The following is a 3,413-nucleotide window of genomic DNA, read 5'->3' as shown; positions in this document are numbered from 1 at the left end:
CGGTTGACCCGCTGGCGTCCAGCTCCACCATCCTGGGCCCGGCGATCGTCGGCGACGAGCACTACCGGGTGGCGCAGGAAGTTATCCGAATCCTGCAGCGCTACAAGGACCTCCAGGACATCATTGCGATTCTGGGTATCGACGAGCTGTCCGAGGAGGACAAGCAACAGGTCAACCGGGCGCGACGAATCGAGCGGTTCCTGTCGCAGAACATGATGGCGGCGGAGCAGTTCACCGGTCAGCCCGGCTCCACTGTCCCGTTGAAGGAAACTATCGAAGCGTTCGACAAACTGGCCAAGGGCGAGTTCGACCACATACCGGAGCAGGCGTTCTTCCTGATCGGTGGCTTGGACGACCTGGCCAAGAAGGCCGAAAGCTTCGGCGCCAAGCTGTGAGTGTTCTTGCCGGCGGCGAGAGGTTGAGCGGGGAAGGGCAGGTGTGAGATGGCCACGTTGAACTTGGAGATCGTTGCCGTCGACCGAAAAATCTGGGCGGGCGAGGCGACGTTCCTCTTCACCCGCACCACGGTGGGCGAGATCGGCATCCTGCCAAGCCATATCCCGCTGGTAGCGCAACTGGTCGACGACGCCATGGTGCGCGTCGAGCGTGAGGGTGAGAGCGATCTGCGGGTCGCGGTGGAGGGCGGCTTCCTGTCGGTTACCGAGGAGAGCGTCAGCATCCTCGCCGAGTCGGCGCAATTCGAGTCGGAGATCGACGAGGCTGCGGCGAAAGAGGATTCGCAGTCCGACGATCCTCGCATCGCTGCCAGGGGACGCGGCAGACTGCGCGCTGTCGGCGCGCTCGACTAGCGGTCCCCGGCGATGAGCACGCTCATGTTTGTCATGGTCGTGCTGGTAGCCCTGCTCGGAATTGCGGTCGTGGCCTTGAGCTATCGGTTGTGGAAGCTGCGCCAGGGTGGGACGGCGGCGATCATGCGGGACATACCCGCGGTCCGAGGTCACGGTTGGCGGCACGGCGTAATTCGTTATCGCGGTGGGGATGCCGCGTTCTACCGCTTGTCGAGCGTTCGCCTGTGGCCGGACCGTCGACTCAACAGACGCGGTGTGGAGGTCGTGTCGCGACGTCCGCCGCGAGGCGATGAGTTCGACATCATGACCGAACAGATCATCGTGCTGGAGCTGCGGGACACCACGCAGGACCGCCGGGCTGGCTACGAAATCGCCCTAGACCGAGGCGCATTGACGGCGTTTCAGTCGTGGTTGGAATCACGTCCCTCGCCGCGTGCCCGCCGCCGCAGCACCTGATTCACGGGTTTACTTCTTCGGCTTGTCGGACCGTTCACCGCCCGGTTGCCACAACACGTCGCCGTCAGAATTGACCACCCGGCTCAAGATGAACAGCAAGTCCGACAGGCGGTTCAGGTACTTCGCGGGCAGCGGACTCACGTCCGACGGGTGCTGCTCGATCGCGTCCCACGCCGAACGCTCAGCACGTCGCGCAACAGTGCGCGCGACGTGCAGGAGCGCCGACAGCGCTGAACCACCGGGCAGCACAAAGGATTTGAGCGGCGCCAGGCTTTCATTGAATTCGTCGCACCAGGCTTCGAGCCGGTCGATGTAGGACTGCGTGATGCGCAGCGGCGGATACTTTGGGTTCTCTACCACCGGCGTCGACAGATCCGCGCCGGCGTCGAACAAATCGTTTTGGATCTGCCGCAGCACGTCGGCTATCTGCTGAGTCGGGTCTCCCAGGGCGATCGCAGTGCCGATAGCCGCATTGGTCTCGTCGCAATCGGCGTAGGCCACCAATCGCGCGTCGTTTTTAGCCACCCGTGAGAAATCGCTCAAACCGGTCGTTCCGTCGTCTCCGGTCCGGGTATAGATGCGGGTCAGATGTACTGCCATGAATAAAAACGTACCGCTCCGTCTGACGTAGGCGACTGACAGGGCGAAACGGCTTCACTAAACTAGCCCGCGTGGCCGAGCGTTTCGTGGTGACCGGTGGAAGTCGGTTGTCGGGCGAAGTCGCTGTTGGGGGAGCCAAGAACAGCGTTCTCAAGTTGATGGCGGCGGCGCTGCTTGCCGAAGGCACCAGCACGATCACCAACTGCCCCGACATCCTTGACGTGCCGTTGATGGCGGAAGTGCTGCGGGGGCTGGGCGCCACGGTCGAGCTGGACGGCGCAACCGTGCGCATCACCTCACCGGATGAACTGAAATACGACGCCGACTTCGCCGCCGTGCGGCAGTTCCGGGCATCGGTCTGCGTACTGGGTCCACTGGTTGGGCGATGCAAGCGGGCAAAAGTCGCGCTGCCGGGTGGTGACGCCATCGGTTCGCGTCCGCTGGACATGCACCAAGCCGGGCTGCGGCAGCTCGGGGCCGTCTGCAATATCGAGCACGGATGCGTCGTCGCTCAGGCAGATTCCCTGCACGGCGCGGAGATTCAGCTGGAGTTTCCCTCGGTCGGAGCAACCGAGAACATCTTGATGGCCGCGGTTCTGGCTGAAGGCGTGACGACGATCCACAACGCGGCCCGCGAACCCGATGTGGTGGACCTGTGCACGATGTTGAACCAGATGGGCGCACACGTCGAAGGTGCGGGCTCGCCCACGATGACGATCACCGGCGTCCCGCGGCTGTATCCGACCGAGCATCGCGTGATCGGCGATCGCATCGTGGCCGCCACGTGGGGCATTGCCGCGGCGATGACCCGCGGCGACGTAACAGTGACCGGGATTGACCCGGCGCATCTTCAGGTCGTGCTGCACAAACTGCACGACGCCGGCGCCACGGTGACCCAGACCGACGACAGCTTCCGGATCACCCAGTACGAGCGGCCGAAGGCAGTCAACGTCGCGACATTGCCGTTCCCGGGTTTCCCGACGGATCTGCAGCCGATGGCGATTGCGATGGCGGCGATCGCCGATGGGACATCGATGATCACCGAGAACGTGTTCGAGGCCCGGTTCCGATTCGTGGAGGAGATGATCCGTCTCGGTGCCGATGCCCGCACCGACGGACACCATGCCGTCGTCAGAGGTCTTCCCCAACTGTCCAGCGCACCGGTGTGGTCGTCGGACATCCGGGCCGGCGCCGGGCTGGTGCTTGCCGGCTTGGTGGCCGACGGTGATACCGAGGTACACGACGTTTTTCACATCGACCGGGGCTACCCGCTGTTCGTGGAGAACATGGCCAGTTTGGGCGCAGAGATTGAGCGCGTAGAGTAGGTCGGTACATAACGACGCACTACTGCTCCTCGGGAGCGGTTAGTGCAGTTGACGGGCCATGCGCCGCAGAGTACAGTGGCAGGGTTGCCCGAAAACGGGTGTTGTTTGAGAACTCAATAGTGTGTTTGGTGGTTTTGTTTTTGTTGTTGTTTTTTTGGCCGCGTTTCAGCGCCCCGTGTTGGGACGTGGTTTTTTGATGCCAGTTTTTTGGTGTCTTTTTGCT

The 3,413-nt window shown here is 62.9% G+C and carries 5 protein-coding genes and 1 pseudogene; 4 read left to right on the top strand and 2 right to left on the bottom strand.

Annotated elements, in window-relative coordinates; translation table 11 throughout:
- The 3 genes and pseudogenes from WAO18_RS07245 to WAO18_RS07235 all read left to right on the top strand — a co-directional run.
- A pseudogene (locus tag WAO18_RS07245) lies at positions 1-395 on the top strand (F0F1 ATP synthase subunit beta); the annotation flags it as partial.
- 48 nt (positions 396-443) lie between these two features.
- Positions 444-809, top strand: a complete 366-nt coding sequence (locus WAO18_RS07240; protein WP_422205086.1) for a F0F1 ATP synthase subunit epsilon — start codon at positions 444-446, stop codon at positions 807-809.
- Between the two features lie 12 nt (positions 810-821).
- Positions 822-1,265, top strand: coding sequence for a DUF2550 domain-containing protein (locus tag WAO18_RS07235; RefSeq protein ID WP_422205084.1), 444 nt, complete (start codon positions 822-824; stop codon positions 1,263-1,265).
- Between the two features lie 9 nt (positions 1,266-1,274).
- On the opposite strand, the gene WAO18_RS07230 is transcribed toward WAO18_RS07235, so the two are convergent.
- Complete coding sequence (locus tag WAO18_RS07230; RefSeq protein ID WP_422205082.1) at positions 1,275-1,865, bottom strand: cob(I)yrinic acid a,c-diamide adenosyltransferase; 591 nt, start codon at positions 1,863-1,865, stop codon at positions 1,275-1,277.
- Positions 1,866-1,936: 71 nt separating this feature from the next.
- Here WAO18_RS07230 and murA point away from each other — a divergent pair, with 71 nt between their 5' ends.
- Complete coding sequence (murA, locus tag WAO18_RS07225; RefSeq protein WP_422205081.1) at positions 1,937-3,190, top strand: UDP-N-acetylglucosamine 1-carboxyvinyltransferase; 1,254 nt, start codon at positions 1,937-1,939, stop codon at positions 3,188-3,190.
- Positions 3,191-3,209: 19 nt separating this feature from the next.
- On the opposite strand, the gene WAO18_RS07220 is transcribed toward murA, so the two are convergent.
- Positions 3,210-3,413, bottom strand: a 204-nt coding sequence (locus WAO18_RS07220; RefSeq protein ID WP_422205079.1) for a hypothetical protein, incomplete at its 5' end; no start/stop codon positions are given.

The sequence above is a fragment of the Mycobacterium sp. genome (genome assembly GCF_049278535.1).
Classification (GTDB): domain Bacteria; phylum Actinomycetota; class Actinomycetes; order Mycobacteriales; family Mycobacteriaceae; genus Mycobacterium.
This window is presented reverse-complemented; position numbering and strand designations above follow the sequence as displayed.